Consider the following 1,367-nt stretch of genomic DNA (forward strand, 5'->3'; position numbering starts at 1 on the left):
AAGCGGGGCGCCGATACCGGCGAGTCCGAGAAAGAGGCCGAGCAGGCGCTCGCTTACCTGGATACGGCCGCGCCGATCTCCCAGCGTCTGGGCAAGTATCTGAGCAGCGACGCGCTCATGCCCAAGCTGCACAAAGTGCTGGCCGACGCGGGCGTGGGCTCGCGCCGCGAAATGGAAGAATTGATCGTGGCGGGGCGCGTCTCGGTCAACGGCGAACCGGCGCACATCGGGCAAAGAGTCGGCGCCAACGACCAGGTGCGCGTCAACGGAAGGCTGGTGGCCCGTCCCAATGCCAAGAAGCCTCCGCGCATCATCCTGTATCACAAGCCGGCCGGCGAGATCGTCAGCCACGACGACCCCGAGGGCCGCGCCACGGTGTTCGCGCGCCTGCCCAAGATGCGCGTCGGGAAGTGGCTGTCGGTGGGGCGGCTCGACCTCAACACCGAAGGCTTGCTCATCCTGACCACCTCCGGCGACCTGGCCAATCGGCTGATGCATCCGCGCTATGGCGCCGAGCGCGAATACGCCGTGCGGGTGCTGGGCGAACTGGGTGAAGAACAGCAGGCGCGGCTGTTGAAGGGCATAGAACTGGAAGACGGCCTGGCGCAGTTCGGTTCCCTGGAATACCTGGGAGGCGAGGGCAGCAACCGCTGGTACCGCGTCACCTTGACGGAAGGGCGCAACCGCGAAGTGCGCCGCATGTTCGAAGCGGCGGGCGTCACCGTCAGCCGCCTCATCCGCACCCGCTTCGGCGAAGTCGTGCTTCCGCGCAACCTGCGCCGCGGGCGCTGGGAAGAGCTCGACGGCACGCTGGTCTCGGCGCTCATGGTCCAGCTCGGGCTGCTGCGCGACGATGACGGCGACGGCCGCGGCAATCGCCGCGAGCGGCAGCCCGCATCGCACGACAGCGCATTGCCGCCCGGGTTCGGAACCCTGGAGCGCAACGGCATGAACGGCGCCAAGGTGAGCCGGCGCGGCAAGCTCTCGGGCGGGCGGCCGGTGCGCGGCTCGGCGCTCGAGACCTACCCGTCCGACCCATACGGAACCGGCCTCATGTTCAGCGGCGGCCTGCCCAACGGCCATCCCACCGGCGGCGCAGCGGAGTCGCGCGGCGGCAAGGGCAAAGGCAAGAAAGGCGGCGCTTCCCGGGCGGGCCAGGAAGGGCCTGCGGCGGCCGAGGGCCGCCGCCGCGGCCCCGGCGCGCGCGCGGGGTGGTGGGCGGTACACAGCCGGAAAAACCCCCGCCACTCGGCCCGCCGCTCGAACCGCGCCGCCGACAAGCGCAGGGCGATTCCTTCGGCCTCGGCTTCTTCGTTGTCCATGGGCGTGACCTGGATGGCCTCGCCCATCCCCAGGTCGGACCACAG

At 70.3% G+C, this 1,367-nt stretch carries 1 protein-coding gene; it reads left to right on the forward strand.

The window, feature by feature from the left end; genetic code table 11:
• Positions 1–1,367 (forward strand): 23S rRNA pseudouridine(2605) synthase RluB (gene rluB / locus H0A72_RS21890; protein ID WP_180158626.1); only part of this gene is annotated, 1,367 nt, incomplete at both ends.

Source organism: Parapusillimonas granuli (assembly GCF_013416525.1).
GTDB classification, from domain to species: Bacteria; Pseudomonadota; Gammaproteobacteria; order Burkholderiales; family Burkholderiaceae_B; genus Parapusillimonas; species Parapusillimonas granuli.